This is a genomic window from Dyella sp. A6, assembly GCF_036320485.1.
In the GTDB taxonomy this organism is placed as follows: domain Bacteria; phylum Pseudomonadota; class Gammaproteobacteria; order Xanthomonadales; family Rhodanobacteraceae; genus Rhodanobacter_A; species Rhodanobacter_A aluminiiresistens.
In genome coordinates this window covers 2,296,179-2,320,753 of the sequence record NZ_CP132911.1, presented here as the reverse complement: position 1 = coordinate 2,320,753, position 24,575 = coordinate 2,296,179, and the positions used below count along the sequence as shown (strand labels likewise).

The following is a 24,575-nucleotide window of genomic DNA, read 5'->3' as shown; positions in this document are numbered from 1 at the left end:
TTGCGGACGAAGCGACGGCGGAACGCGCGGACGACCCGCCGGGACGGATCGCGCCTTTCCTCTATCAAGCTCCCTACGCCGGTGCAAACCGGATCAGGTTCCAAGGGACTCTCTCAGCCCGGCCTTCGCCGGGCACCCCCGCTTCTTTTTCTATTGAACCACGAATGACGGCCGCGTGCTCGCTGCCGTGCATCACCCTTCGCGGATGGTTTCCAGCAGGGCCTGTCCGTACGGGGTGCGGAACCACGCGGCGTGGCCGCGCAGGAAGGTGTCGTAGGCCACGTCGGCGTGTGCGAGCGTGTGCGTGGCTGCGCAGAAATACTCCACTTCAGACAGCGCGAAGTCCAGGTGAACCATGGGCAGCAGCGCGGCCAGCAGTGCGCGTTGGTCGCGCTCCAGCGGACGCACGGCGTGGTAACCGGAAAGCAGTGCCGTGGCGACATCGTGATGGCCGATGTCGCCGTCGACTTCAAGCCACGCGATCGCGTTGCGCTCGACCGCGGTAGCCAGGTCGAACAGTGCGAAGCTGCGCGCGGACAGGCCGAAATCGAGCACTGCCTCGATGCGGGCATCGGGCGCGTCGCTGCTCCAGCACAGGTTGGATACATGCCAGTCGCCATGCGTCCACAGGCGCGGCTGGCGTGCCAGCTGCGGCTGCGCCACAGCGTGGAACGGGGCGACTGCCGCGGCGATCTCGCGCTGCCAGTCGCGACCGGCCAGATAGGCGGCCAGTGCCGGTCGTTGCGGCAACTGGGCGGCCAGCGCCTGCAGCGGATCGTCCGCCTCGATCAAATCGCTGCGGGCGACCAGCCGGTGGCAGTCGCGCTGAGGTGCGGCATACCCTTCGGCGGCGTCGTGCAGGCGTGCCAGCATGGTGCCGGCGGTGTGCGCGTGTCGCAGCTCGCGCAATGGCACCCAGGACATGGTGTCGCGGTAAATATCGATGCCGGCCGCCGATGCATGCACTTCATAGGTGCTGTCGTCGATGGCGATGGCGGTGTGACCATCACGGTCGGCAAGTACAGCGGGTATCGGCATGCCCGCGGCACGCAGCCAGGCGATGAAGCGATGTTCTTCCGACAGCGTCGTCGTCGTGCGCACGCTGGCGTGGTGGCGCTTGACGAAGACACGCCCGCCTGCGGTATCGACCAGCGCGGCGGCGGACAGCGGACGCGGGCTGTGCCAGTGGATCGTTCGCGGTGCGACCAGTCCCGGGTAGCGCTCGAGCAGCGTCGCCACTTCGGTCGCGGTCAGCGGCGGCCAGTCGGGTGCGATCTCGTCGGCGGCGAGGCCGTGCACGCGGTGATCGGTTGTGCTCATGCGCGGGCGAAGGCCGTGGACGGAAAGCGGCCATTATCTCCGATAGGCCGCGCGTCTGCGTGCACCGGCGTGACGTGTGCCCGGTCCATCGCGTCTAATGGCGGCCTGACATGGCTTGAACCGGTTCTACGATGAGCGCGCTGCTGTTGCTGTTTGTCTGTCTCGTACTGGGCATGCTGGTGGCGCGTTTCGCGCGGCCGCCGTCGGGCATGGTGCACGGGATCAACTGGTGGGTGATCAACATCGCGCTGCCGGCGCTGGTGCTGGAACTGGTGCCGAAACTGAAGCCGAATCCGGAACTGTGGTTTCCGGTGGCGGCGATGTGGGTGGTGTTCCTCGGCGCATGGCTGTTGTTCGCGCTGCTGGGACGCTGGCGGGGCTGGTCGCGGCAACGGATCGGTGCGTTGGTGCTGGTGTGCGGGCTGGGCAATACCTCGTTCATGGGTTACCCGATGTTGCAGGCGCTGCACGGGCAGGCCGGGCTGTCGCTGGCGGTGGTGGCCGATCAGCTGGGCTGTTTTCCGCTGCTGGCGTCGCTGGGCGTCGTGGTGGCCTGCCTGTATGCGGGGCAGGCGCCGCAGCCGCGGGTGATCGTGCGGCGCATCCTCACCTTCCCGGCATTCGATGCCCTGATCGTGGGCATCGTGGTCGGCGCGCTGGGTGGCTGGCCGACATGGCTGGATGGCGTGTTCGGGCCGATCGGCAGCACGCTGACGCCGCTGGCGCTGTTCTCGGTGGGCCTGCAGTTCAGTTTCCGACCCGACCGCGGCGAGCTGGGTGCGATGAGCTGGGGACTGGGTTGGAAACTGCTTGCTGCACCGCTCGCCTGCTGGGTGCTGGGCGTGGTGTCTGGAGTAGGCGGTCTCGTGCTGACCGCCGGCGTGCTGCAGGCGGCGATGGCGCCGATGGTGTCGGCCGCGATCCTGGCCGACGAGTACGAACTGGAACCCGCGCTGGCGAATACGGTGCTTGGCGCCGGCATCGTGCTGTCGCTGCTGACCGTGCCGCTGGCCAACCTCTGGCTGCCCGCGGGGTGACACGTCACGGTGTGAGGAACATGTGAGTGCTGGTCGGCACGGAATGAATATGGTTGTTGAAAGTGAGAGAAAGCATGCCTCCAATGAATGAAGCCGACGCAGCCGGGCAGGGTGAGGTCCGCGTGGATGTCTGGTTGTGGGCTGCGCGGTTCTTCAAGACGCGCAGTCTCGCCAAGCAGGCCATTGTGGGTGGCCATGTCGATGTCAACGACGCCGGCTGCAAGCCGGCCAGGACGCTTCACGTGGGCGACCGCCTGCGCGTGACCCGTGGCGAGGAGCGCCTGGAAATTGAGGTGCTTGGGCTGTCCGAACGGCGCGGTCCGGCAAGCGTGGCGCAGACCCTGTACCGCGAGAGCGAAGCGAGCAGGAAGGTGCGCGAAGACGCGCGGATGCAGCGCCGCATGATCGGTGCGGCGGCACCGCCGAAACGTCCGGACAAGCAGGCACGGCGCGAACTGCGACGGTTGAAGGATTCCGGTTGAGTATTGCTTCGCAGATTTAGCGCGGTTGTTGCCCGAACATACACAAGGCCGGATGGCATGCCGTGTCATGCCAGCGCGCTCGTGGATGAACTGGGGGAGAAAGCGCCGTGATCGGATTCTTCAAGCGCATGTTCGGCCGGCTGGCCGTCGACAGCTTTCGTGGTATCGAGCTTCCGCGCAAGGCGGCGGTTGGCACACGCATGCTGGTGGTGGACGACTCGCCGACCATCTGCGCGGTGCTGGGGCGCATGCTGGAGCGCGACGGTTATGCGGTGCAGAAAGCCGTGGATGGCGAGAGCGCGCTTGAATGGGCCGGCGAAATGCAGCCCCAGCTGATCTTCTTGGATATCGTGCTACCCGGCATCAACGGTTTCGCCGTGTTGCGCGCGCTGCGTCACGATCCGCGCACCGCGCACATTCCGATCGTGATGATCAGCGGCAATCCGCAGGCGACCGAGCAGTTCTATGTGCAGCGCTTCGGTGCGGATGACTTCATCAAGAAGCCGTTCGGCCACGCCGAGGTCAACGCGAGCATCCAGCAACTGGTGCGTGCCGGCCGACTGGCCGGGCGTGCCGTGCCGTCGGCGGTGCCTGCGTTGCCGGCGGTGGTGCCGGCCAGTCACGTTTCCGGCGCGGCGGCCTGAGACGCCCCCCACTCACTCGCGTTCGCTGTCCTGATACACCGGCAGGTCGGGGTTTCGCCGGAAGGTGAAAATCAGGCTGGTCTCGATGTGCGCCACCTCGGCTCGAGTGGTGAACGCGTCCAGCGCGAAGTCGCGTAGATGGTCGCTGTCGTGCACCGCCACGTGCACCAGGTAATCGTTGGCACCGGCCACGTGATAGAACCCGAGCACTTCGCGCAGGGTCAGCAGGTAGGCGTGGAAGGCATCAAGGTCGCCACGTGCATGGCGGGCCAGCCGCACGCTGATCATGGCCTGCAGTCCGATGCCGACCGCCTGCGGCTGGATCTCCGCATGGAAGCCCTGGATCGCGCCGCTTTCGCGCAGTCGACGGACCCGCTCCAGTGCCGTGGACGGCGCCACGCCGATGCGTTCGGCCAGCAGCTTGTTGGGTAGCCGTGCGTTCTTCCGCAATTCGCGAAGGATGGCGAAGTCGGTTCGATCGAGATGCATGGAATGCCCTCTTGTCGAAATAAAATTCGACATGCTTCCTGATGAGTGTTCTTTGATTCTAGGCTTGCCCGATTCAGACGAATCATGGGTGCCCGATGCGCGACTCTACCCCGTTTCATCCGCAGACGCTTGCTGTCCATGCCGGCCGTGAGGACTTTGCCGAGCTGGGGGTGCATGCGCCGCCGCTGGACCTGTCCACCACGTACCCCGTGCGCGACCTGGCGACCGGAACCGAGAGCTTCGATGCGCTGGTCGGTGGCGCCGCCACCGCGGCCAACCCGATCTACGCGCGCCTGCACAACCCCACCGTGGCGCGTTTCGAGGCCGCCTTCGCGCAACTGGAAGGCACCAGCGATGCGGTGGCTTTCGGTTCGGGCATGGCCGCGATGTCGGCCTGCCTGCTGGCGGCGGGTCAGCGCGGCCGGCATGTGCTGGCTGCGCGTCCGCTGTACGGCACCAGCGATCACCTGCTGAATTCGGGGCTGCTCGGTATCGAGACCCGCTGGGTGGAGCCTGCCGGAATCGCCGCGGCCATCGATGCCGATACCGCACTGGTGATCATTGAGACGCCGGCCAACCCGACCCTCGACCTGGTCGACATCGCGGCCGTAGTACGCGCTGCGCAGGGCGTGCCGGTACTGGTGGATTCCACCTTCGCCACGCCGGTGCTGCAGCAGCCGGCGGCGCAGGGGGCGGCGCTGGTACTGCACAGCGCGACCAAGTTCATTGGCGGCCATGGCGACGTGATTGCCGGCGTAGTGGCCTGCGACAGTGCGTGGGCTGGTGCACTGCGCCAGGTGCGCGCCGCCACCGGCGGACTATTGCATCCGCTGGCCGCCTATCTGCTGCATCGTGGTCTGCCGACGCTGGGTCTGCGCGTGCTGCAGGCGCAGGAAAACGCGCAGCGGCTTGCCGAGATGCTGGAACGGCACCCGGCGGTGGCCAAGGTCTGTTATCCGGGGCTGGGAACGGTGGCGAATGCCCAGCTGGTGGGCTCGCAGATGCGCGGCCCGGGCAGCCTGATGGCGTTCGAGCTGCATGGCGGTCATGCCGCGGCGGCCACTGTGATGGCGTCGGTGGCGCTCGCCACGCCAGCGGTAAGCCTGGGGTCGGTCGATACGCTGATCCAGCATCCGGCGGGCCTGACCCATCGCGTGCTGGATGCGGATACACAACAGCGTTGCGGCATCACCCCCGGCCTGCTGCGGTTGTCGGTGGGTATCGAGCACGTCGACGACATCTGGGCTGATCTGGCTCAGGCGCTGGACGCGGCGGCGATGTCGCGGGTGGCCTGAAAGCGGTTCATCGACAACGTCGGTGTTCCGCGCGGTGACCATGGAAGGCCGGCGTCGATGACGCCGGCCTTCTGCGTGGATCAGGCCAGATCGAAGCGGTCCAGGTTCATCACCTTGGTCCATGCCGCCACGAACTCGCGGACGAAACGGTCCTTGCCATCGGCGCTGGCGTAGACCTCGGCCAGTGCGCGCAGCACCGAGTTCGAACCGAACACCAGGTCCGCGCGCGTGGCGGTGTATTTCAGCACGCCAGTGGTGCGGTCGCGGCCTTCGAACAGCTTGCCGGCAGGCTTCCATTCGGTCGCCATGTCCAGCAGGTTGACGAAGAAGTCGTTGCCGAGCACGCCGGGCCGGTCGGTGAAGATGCCGTGGCTGCTGCCGTCGTAGTTGGCGCCCAGCACACGCAGACCGCCGACCAGTACGGTCATCTCCGGTGCGGTGAGGGTCAGCAGCTGGGCCTTGTCCACCAGCAGGTGTTCGGCCGGGGTGTCCGCACCGTGCTTGAGGTAATTGCGGAAGCCATCGGCGTAGGGCTCCAGGTAGCCGAAGGACTCGACGTCGGTCTGTTCGGTGCTGGCGTCCACGCGGCCCGGCGCGAACGGTACCTCGAGATCGATGCCGGCCGCCTTCGCCGCCATCTCGATACCCACGCCACCGGCTAGCACGATCACGTCGGCCAGCGAGGCCTTGCCCGATGCCCGCTGGATTGCTTCCAGCTCCGGCAGCGCCTTGATGGCCCCGGCATTCACCGCCCAGTCCTTCTGCGGTGCCAGCCGGATGCGTGCGCCGTTGGCGCCACCGCGCTTGTCGCCGCCGCGGAAGGTCGAGGCCGATGCCCAGGCGATTGAGACCAGTTGCGTGACGCTGAGTCCGGAGGCCGCGATCTTTGCCTTCAGGTCGGCGATGTCGGCGGCGCTGGGCGTGTGCGTGGCGGCCGGCAGCGGGTCCTGCCAGAGCAGGTCTTCCTTGGGGATTTCCGGACCCAGATAGCGCGACTTCGGGCCCAGGTCGCGATGGGTCAGTTTGAACCATGCGCGGGCATAGGCCTCGGCGAAGGCGCCCGGGTCGTCACGGAAGCGGCGCGAGATTTTCCCGTAGGCCGGGTCGAAACGCAGCGACAGGTCGGTGGTCAGCATGGTCGGGCGACGCTTCGGCGAATCGGGCGTCGGACCGGGAATGATCGCGTCGACGTCCTTGGCCACCCACTGGTGCGCGCCGGCGGGGCTTTTCTCCAGCTCCCACTCGAAGTCGAGCAGGAACTTGAAGAAGTCGTTGTTCCACTGCACCGGTGTGCTGGTCCAGGTGACTTCCAGGCCGGAGGTGATCGCGTCCTTGCCCGAGCCGCTGCCGAAGTCGTTGGCCCAGCCGAAGCCCTGCGCTTCGAGCGGGGCCGCTTCGGGGGCGGGTCCCACATGGCTGGCCGGAGCGGCACCGTGGGTCTTGCCCAGGGTATGGCCACCGGCGATCAGCGCGACGGTCTCCTCGTCGTTCATCGCCATGCGGGCGAACGTCTCGCGGATGTCGTGCGCGGCGGCGACCGGGTCGGGGTTGCCGTCCGGGCCTTCCGGATTCACGTAGATCAGGCCCATCTGCACCGCGCCGAGCGGGTTGTCGATCGTACGTTCGCCGGGCTTGTTGTGCGCGTAGCGGCTGTTCGGCGTGGTGCTGGGTGCCAGCCACTCGGTCTCGTTGCCCCAGGACACGTCCTGGTCGGGTTCCCACACATCTTCGCGGCCGGCGGCAAAGCCGAAGGTGCGGAAGCCGGTGGACTCCAGCGCCACGTTGCCGGCAAGCACGATCAGGTCGGCCCAGGAAATCTGCTGGCCGTACTTCTGCTTGAGCGGCCACAGCAGGCGCCGCGCCTTGTCCAGGCTGACGTTGTCGGGCCACGAGTTCAACGGCGCGAAACGCTGCTGGCCGCGACCCGCGCCGCCGCGACCGTCACCGACGCGGTAGGTGCCGGCGCTGTGCCATGCCATGCGGATCATGAGGCCGGCATAGCTGCCGAAATCGGCTGGCCACCAGTCCTTCGAATCGGTCAGCACGGCCAGCAGGTCCTTCTTCAGCGCGGCGTAGTCGAGCTGCTTGAACGCCGCGCGATAGTCGAACGCCTTGCCCAGCGGGTTGGATTTCTCGGAATGCTGGCTCAGCAGATCCAGACGGAGCTGGTTGGGCCACCAGTCGCGATTGGTGGTGCCGCTCGCGGCGGGATGGAAGGGGCACTTCGCTTCGTCTGACATCGGTTTCTCCTTGGGCGTGGCTACCAGTTGGACGCGCCGGACCGGGGCCGCCGGTGCAGGCGGTGGGCCGGCCGGGTCGGGGGTGCGTCCAGACCAATCTACGCGGGCATGCCGATTGATTGAATTTGATTCTTCCAATGTCGACGATAGGGGAAGGCTATCGGCAAAGGCATGACCGCCAGACAGCGCAGCATGCCGCGCCTGCTGTGACGAAAAGGTGTCGCTGATGCGTCCGCGTCAGTGCAGCTGCTTGAGCCGGTAGAGCGCGTCGAGTGCCTCGCGCGGGCTCATCGCATCGGGGTCGATGCCTTCCAGTTCGCGTTCCACGGCCGAAGGCTGCGCCGGTGCGAACAGGCCCAGTTGGGCCGAAGGCTCTGCTGCGGCCGCGGGTGCAGCCGACAGTTGCGCGTGCATGCCACGTTCCAGTTCGGCCAGGGTGCGTCGCGCGTCGGCGATCACCGAGCGCGGCAGGCCGGCCAGCGCGGCCACCTGCAGTCCGAAGCTGCGGTTGGCCGGTCCTTCTTTCACCGCGTGCATGAAGACCAGTTGCTCGCCGTATTCCACGGCGTCCAGGTGCACGTTGGCGATACTGGGGTATTCGCCGGCCAGTTCGGTCAGCTCGAAATAATGCGTGGCGAACAGGGTGAAGGCACGGCTGCTGGCAGCCAGGTGCACTGCCGCCGCACGCGCCAGCGCCAGTCCGTCGTAGGTGCTGGTGCCGCGCCCCACCTCGTCCATCAGCACCAGGCTGTGCTCGGTGGCGTTGTGCAGGATGTTGGCGGTCTCGCTCATTTCCACCATGAAGGTGGACTGGCCGCGCGACAGATCGTCGCCCGCGCCGATGCGGGTGAAGATGCGGTCGACCGGGCCGATCGTGGCGGCACTGGCCGGTACGTAGCTGCCAATGTGGGCGAGCAGCACGATCAGCGCGTTCTGCCGCATGTAGGTGCTCTTGCCGCCCATGTTCGGGCCGGTGATGACCAGCATGCGACGCTTGTCGTCCAGCGCCAGGTCGTTCGGTTCGAATGGTTCGTCACGCACCTTTTCCACCACCGGATGACGGCCGCGTTCGATCGCGATGCCGGCCTCGTCGGTGAGCGTGGGGGCGCTCCAGTCCAGCGTTTCGGCGCGTTCGGCCAGGGTGGCGATCACGTCGAGTTCGGCAACCGCGGCGGCGGCCTGCTTCAGCGCATCCAGTTGCGCGGTCAGCGCGTCGAGCAGTCCCTCGTACAGGGCGCGTTCGCGCATCAGCGAACGTTCCTTGGCCGACAGCACCTTGTCTTCGAACTGCTTGAGTTCCTCGGTGATGAAGCGTTCGGCGTTCTTGGTGGTCTGGCGGCGGGTGTAGTGGGTGGGTACCTTGTCGGCCTGCGCCTTGGAGATCTCGATGTAGTAGCCGTGCACGCGGTTGTAGCCGACTTTCAGCGTGCTGATGCCGCTGGCGGCCTTCTCGCGATCTTCCAGTTCCACCAGGTACTGGTCGGCGTGGGTGGCCAGTCGGCGCAGTTCGTCCAGCTCGGCGTCGTAGCCGTCGGCAATCACACCGCCGTCGCGCTGCAGCGCGGGCGGCTGTTCGATCACCGCGCGCTTGAGCAGCGCTGCGGTGTCGGCGTGATCGCCGATGCGCTTGACGAGGTCGCCGAGCAGGGGCGACACATCGGGGAATGTCGCTTCGAGTGTGGTTGCTTCCGCCGCCGGGTCCGGATTGGCCAGGTCCGGGTTGGCGTGGCCGTGGATGAGCGCGCTGATGCTGGGTGCCGCGAGCAGGCCGTCGCGCAGGGTGGACAGGTCGCGCGGTCGGGCCGAGCGCAGCGCCACGCGTGCGAGGATGCGTTCCAGGTCGCCAATGCCGCGCAACTGTTCGCGCAGCAGCGGATGACGGCGACTTTCGATCAGGCTGGCGATGGCCTGGTGGCGACGGCGCAGCATCTCGCGCGAGCGCAGCGGACGGTTCAGCCAGCGGCGCATCAGGCGTGCGCCCATCGGTGTCACCGTCTCGTCCAGCACGCCCAGCAGGGTATGTTCGGTGCGGCCGCTGGGGTGGGTGTCCAGTTCCAGGTTGCGGCGGGTGGCTGCGTCCAGCGCGATGGTCTCGCTGGCGCTTTCCACCGCCATGCCGGACAGGTGCGGCAGGGCGCTCTTCTGGGTTTCCTCGACGTAGCCGAGCAGGCAGCCGGCGGCACCGACGGCCAGCGGCATGCCCTCGACGCCGAAACCGCTGAGATCGCGGGTGCCGAAGAAGCGGTTGAGTTCGCGTGTGGCCGCATCGCTCTCGAAATGCCAGGGTGGGCGACGACGCAGGCCGGGCAGGCTGGCGACCAGTTTCGGCCAGCTCACGCTCTCGTCGACCAGGGTTTCTGCCGGCTGCAGCCGGGCCAGTTCCGCGGCCAGGGCCTCGGCATTCGGCGCCTCGCTGAGCAGAAAGCGGCCGCTGGACAGGTCGGCCCAGGCCAGCCCGTAGGCACCCTTCGGGCCGGCGGCGATGGCCAGCAGCAGATTGTCGCGGCGTTCCTCCAGCAGTGCGGCGTCGGTCACCGTGCCGGGGGTGACGATGCGCACCACCTTGCGCTCCACGATGCCCTTGGCCAGGGCCGGGTCGCCGATCTGCTCGCAGATCGCGACCGACTCGCCCAGCCGCACCAGCTTCGCCAGATAGTTCTCCACTGCGTGATAGGGCACGCCGGCCATCGGGATCGGCTGGCCCGCCGACTGCCCGCGCTGGGTGAGCGTGATATCGAGCAGGCGCGCGGCCTTGCGTGCATCGTCGTAGAACAATTCGTAGAAATCGCCCATGCGGAAAAACAGCAGCACATCCGGATGCGCGGCCTTGGCGGTGAGGAACTGGCGCATCAATGGGGTGTGCTGGGAAAGGTCGTCTTGGCTCATGGGGCGTGCGTGCGAAAAGCGTGCGGCAGGGGGTGGATCGGGATATCCGGTACGCGTTAACGTGCCGGGCTCAAGCTTGGGAGTCTCGCATGGAGTCACCTTCTGTTCCTACCGATGCCGAGCTGCACACACTGGCGCACCAGGTCGCCGGCGACGTGCTGCGGCAGAAACTGATGCTGGTGACGGCCGAGTCGTGCACCGGCGGCTGGGTCGCCAAGACGCTGACCGATCTGCCCGGCAGCTCGGCCTGGTTCGATGCCGGCGTAGTGACTTACAGCTACGAGGCCAAGGAGGCGCTGCTGGGGGTCAATCCACGCACGCTGGAACAGACCGGCGCGGTCAGCGAGGAAACCGTGCTGGAAATGGTATCCGGTGCGCTGGCCCGTTTCGGTGCCGGCCTGGCGGTGGCGGTCACCGGCATTGCCGGGCCGTCGGGCGGCACACTGGAAAAGCCGGTCGGCACGGTGTGGATCGGCTGGAAGCGGCGCGGCGGCTATGCGCACGCACGGCTGTTCCATTTCGACGGCGACCGCGAGGCGGTACGCCGGCAGACCGTGGCCGCGGCGCTCGAAGGCCTTCGGAAAGCGCTGACAGACTGATGCGGCTGGCGCTGCCGGCCGGCTCGTGTCGATATGGGATAATCGACCGGCAAAGATCGCAGCCCGTGAGACGTATGCCGGGCATCATCTCCCCAACATCACCAACCGGAACCCAAGACGATGGATGACAACAAGCGCAAGGCGCTCGCCTCCGCCCTCGGCCAGATCGAGAAGCAGTTCGGCAAGGGAGCCGTCATGCGTCTGGGCGACCGCACCGACGACAATATCGACACTGTGTCCACCGGCTCGCTGGGCCTGGACATCGCGCTGGGCGTCGGTGGCCTGCCGCGTGGCCGCGTAATCGAGATCTACGGCCCGGAGTCCTCGGGCAAGACCACGCTGACCCTGCAGGTCATCGCCAACTGCCAGAAGAATGGCGGCACCGCCGCCTTCGTCGATGCCGAGCACGCACTGGACCCCAGCTACGCCGAAAAGCTTGGCGTGAACGTGGATGACCTGCTGGTCTCGCAGCCCGACACCGGCGAACAGGCCCTGGAAATCGCCGACATGCTGGTGCGCTCCGGTGCTGTCGACGTGGTGGTGGTCGACTCGGTCGCGGCACTGACCCCGAAGGCGGAAATCGAGGGCGAGATGGGTGATTCCCACGTCGGCCTGCATGCCCGCCTGATGAGCCAGGCGCTGCGCAAGCTCACCGCCAACATCAAGAAGTCCGGCTGCCTGGTGATCTTCATCAACCAGATCCGCATGAAGATCGGCGTGATGTTCGGCAGCCCCGAGACCACCACCGGCGGTAACGCGCTGAAGTTCTACGCCTCGGTACGCCTGGACATCCGCCGCATTGGCGCGGTGAAGAAGGGCGACGAGGTGATCGGCTCCGAGACACGCGTCAAGGTGGTCAAGAACAAGGTGGCGCCACCGTTCCGCCAGACCGAGTTCGAGATCCTCTACGGCGAGGGTACCTCGCGCGAGGGCGAGATCATCGAGCTGGGCGTACGCGAAAACCTGGTCGACAAGTCCGGCGCCTGGTACAGCTACAACGGCGACCGTATCGGCCAGGGCAAGGAAAACGTGCGCCAGTTCCTGCGCGACAACCCCGCCATTGCCGACGAGATCGACCGCGAACTGCGTGCCCGGCTGCTGGTCACCGCCAAGCCGGCCAAGGACGCCACGGCCGAGAAGGCGGTCGAGGAAGCCTGATCGCACCGGCGGTCCATGCGTGCACGGCGCATGGACCGCCGGATAGTTCTCAGCGTGCCGCTTCGGCCAGTGACGAGAACTGCTCGAATGCCGCGATCGCGTCCGCCGCGTACATCAGCGACGGGCCGCCGCCCATGTAGACACTTATCCCAAGTGCTTCTTCCACCTCCTGTCGCGTGGCGCCCAGCTTCACCAGCGCCTCGGCGTGGAAGCCCAGGCAGGCATCGCAGTGCCCGGCCACGCCAAGCGCCAGTGCGATGAGTTCCTTGGTTTTCTTGTCCAGCGCGCCGTCACGCAAGGCGGCCTGCGCCATCGCGGAAAAACCTTGCATGGTGTCGCCGATATCGGCGCGAAGTATCTTGAGGTGGGAGGAGACATCCTTGGTGATCGAGGGGAAATGCTTCGACATCGGCTTAGGGCTCCGTGGCAGGGGTGTCCGCCCCATGATGGACGCACACCATGCGGCACGCTTGACCAGGATCATGCCCGGCGTTGTTTTGCATCCGAGTCGGTACGGGCAGCACGCGATGTGGGAGCTTCGTGATGAAGCGGCGTAACGACGACGGTTCCGGCAAGCCACGCCCCAGCGCCTACAACAAGGCGCTGGGGCTGCTAGTGCGTCGCGAACACTCGCGGCGGGAATTGGGGCGCAAGCTGCGCCAGGGCGGTTACGACGAGGTCGAGGCCGACGCGGCGCTGACGCAGTTGGGCGAGCAGCATTACCAGGACGACGAACGCTTTGCCGAGGTGCTGATCCGCAGTCGCATCGCGCAGGGCTATGGCCCGGCCCGGCTGCGCGCCGAACTCAAGAGCCATGGCTTGCCGGACCCCCGTATCCGCACCTGGCTGGAGGACGTCGATGCCGACTGGGAGGCGCTGGCCGCCGCGCAGTTGCGCCGCCGCTACGGTGCGTCGGCGCGCCCCGTGGATGCCGCGGAAGGGCGTCGTCGGGCCCAGTTCCTCTTGCGCCGGGGCTTTTCCGCCGCCACAGTACGGCGTGTAACCCACGCAGACGTCGACGACGCTGCCGACGACGAGGCCTGATCCACCCGGCAGGTACGTCGCGCGGCGTCGCCACAGCGTGGTCTTTATTTCTCTGATTTGCCGCGACCTGCATGAAAACCGCCGATATCCGTTCCGCTTTTCTCGACTTTTTCCGCTCGAAGGGCCACACCATCGTGCCGTCCAGTTCGCTGGTGCCGGCCAGCGACCCGACCCTGCTGTTCACCAACTCGGGCATGGTGCCGTTCAAGAACGTGTTCCTGGGCAGCGAGAAGCTGCCGTACGTGCGCGCGGCCGACGTGCAGCGCTGCCTGCGTGCCGGCGGCAAGCACAACGACCTGGATTCGGTGGGTTACACCGCGCGGCATCACACCTTCTTCGAGATGCTGGGCAACTGGTCGTTCGGCGACTACTTCAAGCGCGAGGCCATCACCTGGGCGTGGGAACTGCTCACCGATGTGCTGAAGCTGCCCGCCGACAAGCTCTGGGTGACCGTCTATCACACCGACGACGAGGCCTACGAGCTCTGGAACAAGGTCGTCGGCGTGCCGGCCGAGCGCATCGTGCGCATCGGCGACAACAAGGGCGCACCGTACGCCTCGGACAATTTCTGGCAGATGGCCGACACCGGTCCCTGTGGCCCGTGCACCGAGATCTTCTACGACCATGGCCCGGACGTGGCTGGTGGTCCGCCCGGTTCGCCGGACGAGGACGGCGATCGCTACATCGAGATCTGGAACCTGGTCTTCATGCAGTTCGACCGCGCCCCGGACGGCACGCTGTCGCCGTTGCCGGCTCCCTGCGTGGATACCGGCATGGGCCTGGAGCGACTGGCTGCCGTACTGCAGCACGTCCACTCCAATTACGACATCGACCTGTTCCGTCACCTGATCAAGGCGGCGTCGGAGTTCACCGGCACGCCGGACCTGGCCAACAAGTCGTTGCGGGTGATCGCCGACCACATCCGCGCGTGCTCGTTCCTGATCGTCGACGGCGTGCTGCCGTCCAATGAAGGCCGTGGCTATGTGCTGCGCCGGATCATTCGCCGTGCCCTGCGGCATGGCTGGATGCTCGGCGTGCGCGGCGACTTCTTCTGGAAGATGGTTGCGCCGCTGGTGGCCGAAATGGGTGAGGCGTATCCCGAGCTCAAGGCCAAGCAAGCTTTCGTGGAAGACGCACTGCGTACCGAGGAGCAGCGTTTCGGCGAAACGCTGGAACATGGCATGCGCGTGTTCGACGAGGTGGCCGGCAAGTCCGGCAAGACCATCGCCGGCGAGGATGCTTTCCGTCTGTACGACACCTATGGTTTTCCGGTCGACCTGACTGCCGACATCGCGCGTGAGCGCGGTCTGGACGTGGACATGGACGGCTTCGAGCGCGCGATGGACGAACAGCGCGAGCGGGCCCGTGCGGCGGGCAAGTTCGAGGCCAAGGGGCAGATGCCGGCCGAACTGGCCAGTCAGCTGCAGCCGACCGCGTTCCTGGGCTACGAAACATTGCAAGCTGCCGGCTGCAAGGTGCTGGGCATCGTGCGCGACGGCCGTCAGGTCGCACAGCTCGACGATGGCGAGAAGGGGTTGCTGATTCTCGATCGTACGCCGTTCTACGCCGAGTCGGGTGGCCAGGTCGGCGATACCGGCTTCCTGGCCGGTGCCGGTGGCCGCTTCGAGGTGGCCGATACCCTCAAGATGGGCGGTGTGTTCTTCGGTCATGCCGGCATCTGGAACGGTGCGCAGCCGCTGCGCGCCGGCGATCTGCTGGATGCGCAGGTGGATACGGCACGGCGCCAGTCCATCGTGCTCAACCATTCGGCCACCCACCTGTTGCATGCCGCGCTGCGCAAGGTGCTGGGCACCCATGTCACGCAGAAGGGCTCGCTGGTGGCACCCGACCGCCTGCGTTTCGACTTTGCGCACAACAAGCCGGTGAGCCGCGAGGAACTGGCCGAGGTGGAAGCGCTGGTCAATGCCGAAGTGCGCCGGAACGCCGAGGCCGACGTGCGCCACATGGCCTACGACGACGCCATCGCTTTCGGCGCGATGGCGCTGTTCGGCGAGAAGTACGGCGACGAGGTCCGCGTGCTGAAGATGGGCGACTTCTCGACCGAACTGTGCGGCGGTACCCACGTAACGCGCACCGGCGATATCGGCCTGTTCAAGGTCGTGTCCGAGTCGGGGGTGGCCTCCGGCGTGCGCCGCATCGAGGCGGTAACCGGCGACGGTGCACTAGCCTACGTATCCGACGAGGAACGTCGCTTGGGCGAGCTGTCGCAGTTGCTGTCCGGTAGCGGCGACGAGGTGGTGGAAAAGCTGCGCCAGCTGTTCGAGCGCCAGAAGAAACTGGAGCGCGAACTGGAGTCGTTGCGCAGCAAGGCGGCGGGTTCCGCCACTGCCGACCTCGCATCCTCCGCGCAGGACATCCAGGGCATTAAGGTGATCGCCGCGCGCATCGAAGGCCTCGATGCAAAGGCGCTGCGCGACAGCATGGACAAGCTCAAGCAGCAACTGGGCGATTGCGTGGTGCTGCTTGCCGGCGCCGCCGATGGTCGCGTGTCGCTGGTTGCCGGCGTACATGGCAGCGCGCTGGGCCGGATCAAGGCTGGCGACGTGGTAGCGCATGTCGCGCGTCAGATCGACGGCAAGGGTGGTGGTCGACCCGACATGGCCCAGGGCGGTGGTGCGGACCTGCCGCAATTGCCCGTATTGCTTGCCGATATGGGGAACTGGGTATCGGAACACCTGTCGAAAGCCTGAGAGCATGATCCATACGTCCATAGCACCTGCATAACGCATTGCACCCGGGGGCGGCGCTCGGCTACCATCCGGGGGATGTCGTGAAGTCGTGTAAGCGGCATTGCGGAGGCAGGGCGTCTATCGGAGCATTCTCTAGCTTCAAGGCCCGGGAAGGCGGCAAGGCCTTTCGGACGCTGTAGCCGAACTGCAAGTGGTCGTGCTCAGGGGTGAGGCACCGCTACGCAGATGGCCTGTGACCACTGGTATTCAATGGAGTAGCGATATGTTGATTCTGACCCGAAGGGTCGGTGAAACCCTGATGATCGGCGACGAGGTGACCGTCACTGTTCTCGGCGTGAAAGGCAATCAGGTGCGGATCGGCATCAATGCGCCGAAGAACGTCGCGGTGCATCGCGAGGAAATCTACCAGCGCATCAAGGGCGAAAACGACGCCGGCTCGTCCGAGGATTCGGGCGAATAACGATCAAAGGCTTTACCTGAGCCGTGCCGGCAAGTATCCTTGCCGGCTCCGCAGGAATGCGGTGAAAATTCGGAGAGATGCCCGAGAGGCCGAAGGGGCTCCCCTGCTAAGGGAGTATAGGGTCAAAAGCCTTATCGAGGGTTCGAATCCCTCTCTCTCCGCCAGATATAGCAACTAAAGCCATGATTTACATGGCTTTTTTTGTGGACGAAATTAACTGGTATGCCATCAGGTATGCCACCCGGTGTTGCTTGTGCTTGTGTGTCGCTGCGCTTCATTGAGTAACACGGCGCGCAGTCATCCCTTGGTGCGACCGGCGTCGTGTCGGCTGCGGGCAGCATCGACGGCGGGCGAGGCCGCTGCTGATATCGATGTTGCTTCTGCCGCGGTCGACCTCTACGCGCGTATGGCTACCCGAGGAAGGGCATTAAGAGCTGTCCTTTCACTTTGCATGGGTTCGAGCCTTGGCCGGTAACGTGAGTCTGCAATCAGTCGTCGACGGCGCGACGCTCCCGCTTCGAGTAGGACAACGCTCGTCAGCAGCATGAGTCGACAGGCCAACTTCGGCCAGGAGTGGACACCCATCAATTGAGCTCCCTCTGGCATGAACGCAACCGAGCAGAGTGCCGCCATCTGGCTCAGCTGAACCCATAGAACTTGCTCAACGCTGCGGCTAGCACGCCGCCAGCGGTCGCCACGCCGACCTCCCAGCCTCCTGTAGCTGCCAGGGTCACCATCTTTCCAATCCAAGCACTCACCTTCGGTCCGAAGCTCCCTCCCTTGCCCGGCTCGGGATCGTCGCGCACGGCCAACTCCAGGTCTTTGATCTCAGCCTCCTTGACGCCCTTCTCGGCCAGATAACGAGCCAGCGACGAAAAGTCCGAGGCGACGATATGCAGGGTGTTAGTCTGGGTCACCGACCCGCCCAGCACGTTGCCGAGGATTCCCTGGAAATTCTCGATACGGATGCTCTGGCTATCCATGGCCGCCTGCTTTTCGCTTGCCGAAAATGAAAGTCCGCCACCCACGATACCCTCCGCCTCCAGCGAGAGCGCCCATTCCAGGATGCGCGTGCGCACGGCATTGAGGATTGCCTTCAGCTTGTTGGCCCCCACAACTCGCATCGGTCGAAGCTGGGCGAATCCTCCCTGCATCGACATCAGGATGCGCTCCTGCTCGGGTGCAAACTGGTAGACGATCTCACCTTGCGTCTTCCCGGACGCCAGCTCGCATAAGGAGGCCACGGACTCCGTCACATTGATCAGGGTAACGGCCTCGTGCAGTTCCTGCGGCACGATGAACGGCTGCAATCCATGATAAGGATTGTGAACCCGCAGGTCGCCACGGATGATCCGATATTCGGGCAAATTGTCCCGGCTGGCCCCGGAATAGCCATTGAGTTCGGCGAGAATCCACTCGCTGAACTCGCCCAGTTCGAGCTTGGTGGCCACCATCAGCGCCTTGCGGAGCAAGTCGTTGATGTCGTGATTGCTGTCCGATGCTAACTCCTGGAGTTGGATGACGATGGGCTGGGCCAAAACGCGCTTACTCCAAGTTGATCCGTCGGGCATTGCCGACCCTGTGTTCCGCAGACCCATTAGCGTATCAGCGAGCCCAGCCTTCTCGCGGCTTCCAGCGCCAGCCACCGTTTACGTCCTCGATCAGTGGCAGCAGAAACTGCTTCAGGCCAGCGATCACTGTTGCCAACTGCCCTGGTGCGGTCGCCATTCGCTCGCGGGTCGGGAACGTCCGCCACTGGCCGCAGGACGCCATGCGGCCAAGAGCGGACTTCCAGCGACGCTTTCACAATTTTAGATCGCGAGTAGCGATGAACGCGCGACTGGTTTCTACGGCACGCCGAACTACTCGCCCTCGGCCTCCTCGATTCGCGCTTCAAGTTCATCCAAGAATGGCGAGCGCCCCCAATGCATCCGGCCGCGGCCCGTGTCGACGTAGCCCGAGTAGAGCATATGAATTTCGTCGCGCGCGCGCGTGAGGCCGACGTAGAAGAGTCGCCGGCTCTCGCGGCGAGCGGCGGGCAACTCATTTCGCCAGGGCAAACTTCCGAGGTCGAGACCGACCATGATCACAACGTCGTACTCGCACCCCTTTGCTGAGTGCAGCGTCAGCAAGTTCAGATGCAATGGAGATCCGTCGCGGCCGCCAAGGCTTGTAAGATTGAGATCGTCGAGCGGTCCCCCGAGCGCTAGTGCCGCCGACATGCGATCCACCTGCTCACGCTGATCGGCGAGACTCGGCTCGGCCGCCATCAGCACATCAAGCATTCCCGCCCGCACCGCCGTCACGAAATCCCGGGCGAGGCCCTCCTCGACGCGAAGCGACCATAGAAGCTGCGTTAGGCGCTGGGATTCCTCTCGAGCCTGCATTTCTGAAATCCGAGTGCGGTGAAATCCGAGCCAGCGATCGAGCAGTCCACGCAACTGCGGCCGGGCCACTCGCCAGCCACCGGCACACCACGCCGCGCAATCCTCGAGCCAGCTCGTGAGCGCGACTTTGCGATAGGGCGCCGCGGTGTCGACGCGAACGAAATCGATACCAGCGGCAGCGACGGCTTCCGCCACGACGTCGCCGGCTCGGTAGTCACGATAGAGGATGGCAATGTCACCTAGCGCGCGTCCGGGCTTGGCCGCGAGAGCTGCTGGAATGATCTCGGCGACCGCATGCGCGGCCTGCCCTTCAAGGCCATCTGCGCACTGAACGAATTCTATGACCGCTTGGCGGTCCGGGTCGTTGGACTGATAGCCACGGACCTCGCCTAGCGCCATCTCGGATGCACTGACGATGCGCGACGCCGAACGATAGTTGAGCTGCAATTGAACGCGCTCGACATCGTCCCGCTCGGCAAGCTCCTGCAACAGCGCTCCGTCTGCGCCGGTGAAGCCGTAGATCGACTGGTCAGGGTCTCCCACCGCAAAAAGCCGGATGCCGCCATCGAAGGCGGCACGCTTGACGATCCGATGCAAGGCCACGCCGAGATCCTGATATTCATCGACCGCGAGCACCGGAAATTTCGCCTGAAGCAGCGGGAGCACCCAGTCGTGCTCCGAAACCAGGCGCTGCCCGAAGATTACAAGATCATCGAAGTCGATCAGACCTAGTCGACGCAGTTCGGCCTCATATCCCTCCGCCCATGTCGCGAGCTCTCCTTCACTCGTCCAAGCAACCGACGTCCGGTCAAGGACAGACCGTCGATGCCGCCCAAGGTCTATGGGCTTGTTGGGATGGCCGACGCCGAACAGCCGATCGCCGATGCGCTTAGTCGCCTGGTCACTCTGCCGCTGCGTGGCGACGGTGAGCGGAAACGGCACCGGCAGATCCGCAAGCCGGCCATAGGGCATAAGAAGATGCCTCAGGCAGAAGCCGTGCACCGTGCCGATGAAAAGATTGGGGGCCTCGCGCAGACCAAGTCGCTCCAGCCGACGCGTCAGTTCGCGAGCGCATTCCTGGCTATAGGTGATGCATGCCGCTCCTCTGGGTGCTCGCACATCCTCTGCCATGATCCGGGCGAGCTTGAGCACCAGCGTCTTGGTTTTGCCGCTGCCGGGCCCGGCGAGCACCACGCAGTTGCCCATGGAATCATAGGCTGCCTGCTGACCTGGATTGCTCGCGAGATCGGCCGCTTGGGCAAGATACGCCGCGCTGATACTACGTAATGGCATCGCGGATATACTCCAGCGCCTGCCGGATGTAATCCGGGCACGTATCCTCATCGACGTGCGGCGCCAGCGCCTGCGCGAAACGCCCTTTGCCAATCCGCTCGATGAGCTTGATCAGTTGCTCCTCGTCGAGGGTATCGGTGTCATCGACCCATCCCTGGATCAGGTCGCGCGTCGCCTGGCCGATCGACAGTTCCTGTTCAATGACCTCCTGCATCGCCTCAGCAAGCCCGCCGGTGAATAGCTCCGGTTCCAGCGTGTTGCTGTTCACGAAATATCCCAACGCCTCCGCGCGCGCGATGACGGCGTCGGCATTCAGAGGCGTGTAGTTCACGCCGTCTTCGACCAACCGCAGGACCTTGATCAGGCGACGTCGGACCAGAGGAGGTTTCGTTCCGTTCGGGTCGCGATCGGTCAGAATGACGTGCGGAATGTTGAGGCCCTCGGGGCCCAGCAGCTTGACGTAGGGCGTGAAGTTCGTGCCGCTGACCGAGCATACGGTGATGCCCAGCATGTCAAGTGGAATGTCCAGCGCCTCGGCGAAGGCAGGCACGAGAAACCGCTCTGCGTCGCCCTCGACCAGGATGACCCCGCGAGCGAAGAAGATCTCGCCACGACTTACGTCGATGTAGCGCTGAAGGTCCGCCTCGTCGCGCTCGTCGAGCGGCGCCTTGGCCGTCGAAACGACGATCGTCGCATTCGTTGCCGCGTCTTGACGAAGCAGCACGAGCGAACGGATCGGGGTGACGCTCGCGATGTGCGGCGAATGAGTGGTCAGGATGGTTGTGAGTGGCAGTGCTTGCTCTTCGCCATCCCCGCTGCTTCCGAGGAAATAGCGGTAAACCAGACGCTGTACGTGCGGATGAAGGTGAGCTTCCGGCTCCTCGACCACAAAGAATGTGTGGTCGCGCTCGCCATCCGTCACAAGCCGATCGAGTTCCAAGCTCTTGAGTGCCAGGAAGATCAGGTTCGCCGTCCCAAGGCTGGCATCTGGAATGCCGCGCGCACCATTGTCGATCAGCAGACGCAGACTGCGCAGCAGCGCATCGACCCGCGTCGGCGCCAGGCCAAGCGTCAACGGCACCGCATGCTGCTCGCCCGCGATCGCGATCAGCCGCTCGCTGATCCGCTCGGCGGTTGCGACTACTTCATCATGGCTGACCAGCTCGGCCTGCGCCTCGTTGACCTGCTCCTGGATTTCGGCCCGCGCGTCTTCATCGAGGGAGGTCGCCAGTTCCTCAATCAACGGCCTTAACGGCGAATTTCGCCAACTCGACAGATCCTTCTCGGCATTGCGCAGCGCGACCTGCACGTCGAGTGGAAGCATCCGCCGCAGTGACGGCCCAATTGACATCGCGGGATCATCGCCGCCGAAAACGATGTACTCATAGTCAGCGAGGCTCTCCGGGTCCCGCCCGAGATTTGCCTTCGGTTGGAAACGGTAGGTGAGACGCGCAACCATTGGCGGCCCCGGATCGACCACGCAGTCGTTAAGGTGCGCCATCAACCGCGGATCGCCCGTGAAGTCGGTCAGCTCTACCGCGACCTCGATTGTTTCGCTGAGCTTGTCTTCTCCCAAACCATCCCAGAAATGCTCAAGCCCGAGCTGCCGATCACGTTCAGAAAGACTAGGGTCGAGGATCAGTTGCAGCGCACGGACGAAGTTGCTCTTGCCGACCTTGTTCTCACCGACGATGACGATGCTTTCGCCAGTCTCGACATCGATCTCAGAGAAGTTAGCAAAGTTGCTGATCTTTACTCGCGATATCCGCACACGACTCTCCTTTTTTTCGTTTCTACACGCGGCTGGTGCGCGCGGATCTTTAGCGAATATTCTTCCGACACTCTAAGCGAAAAATATATCTTACGATTACCCTGTGGCATTCATGGGTTTCTTTTCCCGAAGCATTAATGATAAGAAAAATGTCCGCAAAGGGTCGGGCCCGGCCCTTCGAAGCATCCTCGGTCGCGGCCGTGATCGCAAGGGCTGCCTGCGGCCAGAAGCGGACGGTCAACGCTGGAGTTAAGCGGCGGCGTAGCCGTCCGCCTTGAACGAGTTGTTAGCCGCAGAGCGACTTGGACGCAATAAATAAGTCAGTGGCAAGATCGCCGAAACCCCAGACGATCGTGCCTACGATGAACAGGATGAGTTCAACGAGGAGTGCGCGACCACTTGCTTTGCGTAGTTCGCACTGAACATCTTTTCGAACTTCGGAAACAACTTTATCTACAAAGGTTTCACAAGTTGCATCATCAAGGCCTCCTGTCTTGCCCATTTGACGAATTGCATCGCGACTGCGCAGCAACTGCGTCTCAACCCATGCTGGCACTGACGAAAGCCGATCTTTTAAGTCTAGCGCTGCGAACAGAATGGCGACGACCGTCACCAGCGCCCCTGAGCGTGCGAACCAATGACCGGCATGACAAACGACGTCAGCCTCGATGCCGATAAGTAGCAACCCTGCACTCGAAATAATTGCGATGCGTTCATAAGTTGTCATGGGAGGCTAACTACTGAATATGCGGACCCGTGGGTCCGGTTATGCATACACGTTCGCGCCAAAAATTCTGACGCAACCCCTTGTTCTGAAGGGAGCTTATCTTTGCCTGGTCCGGCTAACAACCAAGCGTATAGCCGGGCAGAGGGGCCGGCCCTGGAACGGCAACTTCGGGTCGCTGGCAGGCACTATGAGTCAACGGAAAGTTGCTGTAATAGCTCCTCTGCTCGCACCCGGTTGAGCGGTAGCGTCAACTCCGGATTCGTCAGTTCAAAAATTGTCGCTCCTGCCAACGAGTCTGGATCGTAGGCTATGTCCTCGCGACATTCGATAGCCTCAGCCCACTCTCCAACCTGTTCGGCAGACAGCTCTGCGTGAACGTACCTGTGCAATGCATTGCGGATGTGCGATGAGTTCAATTTGGCAAGCGGAGCGTCGGCATTCCAGCCATATGTCGCTAGGTCGGCGAGAACTTGAAGCAGGGGCTGCTCGCAGCTCAGCAACTTGGTGATCAGTCCCGCACGAACCATTGCGTCATCTCCAATTTGACGATGTACGTCCGCTCTGGGTGGCGGATTCAACCGGTGGATGCAACACACTGAGAGCTGCCACGGCAGCAGGAGTGTTGCAGATGCGCCAACGTAAGCGAATTTATTACTCGGAGACGCAGAAGTCGTTGATGTGGGATCGCTGGCAGCGAGGCGAGTCGCTGCAGCAGATTGCCGACCTATTCGATCGACACCATTCCGCGGTCGCGGGGGTCTTCGCTCGGTCTGGGGGCATCCGCCCACCAGCACGGCATCGCTCACTGCGGGCGTTGCGACCGGCCGAACGAGAGGAGATATCGCGTGGTGTGGCTGCTGGAAAGTCGATCCGTTCGATCGCCGTTGGGCTGAACAGGGCGCCATCGACCGTCAGCCGTGAGCTGAAGCGCAACCAAGGCCGGCAACACTACCGTGCAGAGCAGGCTGATCGGGCCGCCTGGGAGCGGGCGCTTCGACCCAAGCCGTGTAAGCTGGCCCTGCACAGGGGTTTAGCGTCTCAGGTGGCTGCCAAGCTCCGCCGACAATGGTCACCCGAGCAAGTTGCCGGTTGGCTCAAGCGTATCTACCCCGAGGATGCGAACCGTCAGGTGTCTCACGAAACGATCTATCGCACACTGTATATCCAGTCGCGCGGCGCCTTGAAGAAGGAGCTGCTGGCTCACCTACGGCGTACACGAGCCATGCGCCGGTCGCGTCACCACACCCAAAAGACAGGCGATCACGGTCGCATCAAGGACACCGTGTCGATCAGCGAGCGACCGGCTGAAGCGGGAGACCGGGCAGTGCCTGGCCACTGGGAAGGCGATCTGGTGTTTGGCAACAAGGACAGTCAAATCGCCACGCTGGTCGAGCGGCAGACACGCTATGTGATCTTGGTGAAGGTCGCCAACAAGGACAGCGAGACCGTGGTCAACGCACTGATCAAAAGCGCCCGTCGCCTGCCTAAGCAACTGTACCGGTCGCTGACGTGGGATCGCGGCAGCGAAATGGCCAGGCACCGAGACTTCACGCTCGCGACGGACGTCCAAGTCTACTTCTGTGATCCACACAAGCCCTGGCAACGTGGCTCGAACGAAAATACCAACCGGCTGCTGCGGCAGTATTTTCCCAAGGGGATGGATCTCTCGAATGTGTCGCAAGCCAAGCTTGATGCAGTGGCTCGACAGTTGAATGAGCGCCCGAGAAAAACGCTAGGCTACGAAACACCGGCCGAACGTTATCGGCAATGTGTTGCATCCACCGGTTGAATCCGCCGTCGGTTGCTGCCTGTCGGTTGCGCACGACAGGCGCTCTTAGGCGATGGTCAGCTCGTTGGCGATGCTGATCAAGTTCTGTGTCAGCCTTGGTCAACAGCTTCGGCAGCGCGTGATCAGTTAGCTGGCAATACGCACGTTGCGGTTGATCGTACCCGCCCGCGTGCAGGTCGCCCCGGATCGGTCGTGCGACGAGCTCACTGAGTGCGCGCGAGCGTGCCGCGCAAACATGCCGGT

Annotated in this window: 19 protein-coding genes, 1 tRNA gene and 1 riboswitch; of the genes, 11 read left to right on the top strand and 9 right to left on the bottom strand. The window is 64.3% G+C overall.

The features are described from left to right. Nucleotides 1-53 precede the first annotated feature (53 nt). A riboswitch (TPP riboswitch) is annotated at nucleotides 54-150 on the bottom strand. Nucleotides 151-192: 42 nt separating this feature from the next. Then, nucleotides 193-1,320, bottom strand: coding sequence for a phosphotransferase enzyme family protein (locus tag RA164_RS10345; protein WP_329740768.1), 1,128 nt, complete (start codon nucleotides 1,318-1,320; stop codon nucleotides 193-195). Between the two features lie 131 nt (nucleotides 1,321-1,451). Between RA164_RS10345 and RA164_RS10340 the strand changes: the two genes are divergently transcribed. The 3 genes from RA164_RS10340 to RA164_RS10330 all read left to right on the top strand — a co-directional run bounded on the left by RA164_RS10340 (nucleotide 1,452) and on the right by RA164_RS10330 (nucleotide 3,483). Continuing rightward, the gene (locus tag RA164_RS10340; RefSeq protein WP_329740767.1) at nucleotides 1,452-2,357 is read left to right on the top strand and encodes an AEC family transporter; all 906 of its coding nucleotides are present in this window, start codon (nucleotides 1,452-1,454) and stop codon (nucleotides 2,355-2,357) included. Nucleotides 2,358-2,440: 83 nt separating this feature from the next. After that, entirely contained in the window at nucleotides 2,441-2,839 is a 399-nt protein-coding gene (locus RA164_RS10335) for an RNA-binding S4 domain-containing protein (RefSeq protein WP_329740766.1), read from the top strand. A gap of 107 nt (nucleotides 2,840-2,946) precedes the next feature. Then, a complete protein-coding gene (locus RA164_RS10330; RefSeq protein ID WP_412731019.1) occupies nucleotides 2,947-3,483 on the top strand; it encodes a response regulator in 537 nt (178 codons plus the stop codon). A gap of 12 nt (nucleotides 3,484-3,495) precedes the next feature. Here the strand turns inward: RA164_RS10330 and RA164_RS10325 are convergent, their stop codons facing one another. Further along, a complete protein-coding gene (locus RA164_RS10325; RefSeq protein ID WP_329740765.1) occupies nucleotides 3,496-3,972 on the bottom strand; it encodes an Lrp/AsnC family transcriptional regulator in 477 nt (158 codons plus the stop codon). A 95-nt stretch (nucleotides 3,973-4,067) separates the two neighbouring features. Here RA164_RS10325 and RA164_RS10320 point away from each other — a divergent pair, with 95 nt between their 5' ends. Next, on the top strand, nucleotides 4,068-5,267 hold the full coding sequence (locus RA164_RS10320; protein WP_329740764.1) for a trans-sulfuration enzyme family protein: 1,200 nt from the start codon (nucleotides 4,068-4,070) through the stop codon (nucleotides 5,265-5,267). Nucleotides 5,268-5,347: 80 nt separating this feature from the next. Here the strand turns inward: RA164_RS10320 and katG are convergent, their stop codons facing one another. Together katG and mutS are read right to left on the bottom strand one after the other, a co-directional pair. Continuing rightward, entirely contained in the window at nucleotides 5,348-7,507 is a 2,160-nt protein-coding gene (gene katG, locus RA164_RS10315; protein WP_329740763.1) for a catalase/peroxidase HPI, read from the bottom strand. A gap of 237 nt (nucleotides 7,508-7,744) precedes the next feature. Beyond that, nucleotides 7,745-10,393, bottom strand: coding sequence for a DNA mismatch repair protein MutS (gene mutS / locus RA164_RS10310; protein WP_329740762.1), 2,649 nt, complete (start codon nucleotides 10,391-10,393; stop codon nucleotides 7,745-7,747). Nucleotides 10,394-10,482: 89 nt separating this feature from the next. On the opposite strand from mutS, the gene RA164_RS10305 reads away from it, so the two are divergent. Further along, a complete protein-coding gene (locus RA164_RS10305) occupies nucleotides 10,483-10,992 on the top strand; it encodes a CinA family protein (RefSeq protein WP_329740761.1) in 510 nt (169 codons plus the stop codon). Nucleotides 10,993-11,112: 120 nt separating this feature from the next. Further along, entirely contained in the window at nucleotides 11,113-12,150 is a 1,038-nt protein-coding gene (gene recA, locus RA164_RS10300) for a recombinase RecA (RefSeq protein WP_329740760.1), read from the top strand. A gap of 49 nt (nucleotides 12,151-12,199) precedes the next feature. Here recA and RA164_RS10295 read toward each other — a convergent pair whose 3' ends face one another. After that, on the bottom strand, nucleotides 12,200-12,559 hold the full coding sequence (locus tag RA164_RS10295; protein ID WP_329740759.1) for a carboxymuconolactone decarboxylase family protein: 360 nt from the start codon (nucleotides 12,557-12,559) through the stop codon (nucleotides 12,200-12,202). 134 nt (nucleotides 12,560-12,693) lie between these two features. Here RA164_RS10295 and RA164_RS10290 point away from each other — a divergent pair, with 134 nt between their 5' ends. The 4 genes from RA164_RS10290 (at nucleotide 12,694) to RA164_RS10275 (ending at nucleotide 16,529) form a co-directional block, all read left to right on the top strand. Further along, nucleotides 12,694-13,194, top strand: coding sequence for a regulatory protein RecX (locus RA164_RS10290; protein ID WP_329740758.1), 501 nt, complete (start codon nucleotides 12,694-12,696; stop codon nucleotides 13,192-13,194). A gap of 71 nt (nucleotides 13,195-13,265) precedes the next feature. Further along, a complete protein-coding gene (alaS, locus tag RA164_RS10285; RefSeq protein WP_329740757.1) occupies nucleotides 13,266-15,905 on the top strand; it encodes an alanine--tRNA ligase in 2,640 nt (879 codons plus the stop codon). A gap of 262 nt (nucleotides 15,906-16,167) precedes the next feature. Next, nucleotides 16,168-16,365, top strand: coding sequence for a carbon storage regulator CsrA (gene csrA / locus RA164_RS10280; RefSeq protein WP_329740756.1), 198 nt, complete (start codon nucleotides 16,168-16,170; stop codon nucleotides 16,363-16,365). A 71-nt stretch (nucleotides 16,366-16,436) separates the two neighbouring features. Next, a tRNA-Ser gene (locus RA164_RS10275) sits at nucleotides 16,437-16,529 on the top strand. A gap of 474 nt (nucleotides 16,530-17,003) precedes the next feature. On the opposite strand, the gene RA164_RS10270 is transcribed toward RA164_RS10275, so the two are convergent. From RA164_RS10270 to RA164_RS10255, 4 genes are all read right to left on the bottom strand, one after another. Further along, nucleotides 17,004-17,903 carry an AbiTii domain-containing protein gene (locus RA164_RS10270; protein WP_329740755.1) on the bottom strand — a complete coding sequence of 300 codons (900 nt, stop codon included), beginning with the start codon at nucleotides 17,901-17,903 and terminating at the stop codon, nucleotides 17,004-17,006. Nucleotides 17,904-18,227: 324 nt separating this feature from the next. Beyond that, on the bottom strand, nucleotides 18,228-20,045 hold the full coding sequence (locus RA164_RS10265; protein ID WP_329740754.1) for an ATP-dependent helicase: 1,818 nt from the start codon (nucleotides 20,043-20,045) through the stop codon (nucleotides 18,228-18,230). Continuing rightward, a complete protein-coding gene (locus tag RA164_RS10260) occupies nucleotides 20,032-21,816 on the bottom strand; it encodes an ATP-dependent nuclease (RefSeq protein WP_329740753.1) in 1,785 nt (594 codons plus the stop codon). The genes RA164_RS10265 and RA164_RS10260 overlap by 14 nt, the downstream gene beginning before the upstream one ends. Before the next feature lie 286 nt (nucleotides 21,817-22,102). Further along, on the bottom strand, nucleotides 22,103-22,543 hold the full coding sequence (locus RA164_RS10255) for a hypothetical protein (protein ID WP_329740752.1): 441 nt from the start codon (nucleotides 22,541-22,543) through the stop codon (nucleotides 22,103-22,105). A 628-nt stretch (nucleotides 22,544-23,171) separates the two neighbouring features. Here RA164_RS10255 and RA164_RS10250 point away from each other — a divergent pair. Next, nucleotides 23,172-24,332, top strand: coding sequence for an IS30 family transposase (locus RA164_RS10250; RefSeq protein WP_329740751.1), 1,161 nt, complete (start codon nucleotides 23,172-23,174; stop codon nucleotides 24,330-24,332). The last annotated feature ends 243 nt before the right edge of the window (nucleotides 24,333-24,575 follow it).